This is a genomic window from Streptococcus mitis (genome assembly GCF_946190375.1).
Lineage (GTDB): Bacteria > Bacillota > Bacilli > Lactobacillales > Streptococcaceae > Streptococcus > Streptococcus mitis_CJ.
In genome coordinates this window covers 1-343 of the sequence record NZ_CAMIAF010000060.1, presented here as the reverse complement: position 1 = coordinate 343, position 343 = coordinate 1, and the positions used below count along the sequence as shown (strand labels likewise).

The following is a 343-nucleotide window of genomic DNA, read 5'->3' as shown; positions in this document are numbered from 1 at the left end:
AATCATCAAATTCCTCGTATTATCAACCAAAAGATTGCGCAAAAGTTAATTGAAAAGACTTCTATGACCGATATTGCTCATCAGCTGTCCATTTCAACTTCAACTGTCATACGTAAACTGAATGACTTTCACTTTAAGCATGACTTTAGACGACTTCCTAACATTATGTCCTGGGACGAGTATTCTTTTACCAAGGGAAAGATGAGTTTCATTGCACAAGATTTTGATAATCTCAACATCATTACTGTTCTTGAAGGCAGAACACGAGCTATCATTCGAAATCACTTTCTGCGCTACGAGCGAGCTGTCCGTTGTCAGGTGAAAATCATTACAATGGATATGT

Annotated in this window: 1 protein-coding gene; it reads left to right on the top strand. The window is 37.6% G+C overall.

What is annotated here, in order from left to right:
* Positions 1 to 343: helix-turn-helix domain-containing protein (locus N8M09_RS10940; protein ID WP_261065207.1), on the top strand; the 343-nt coding region annotated here is incomplete at both ends.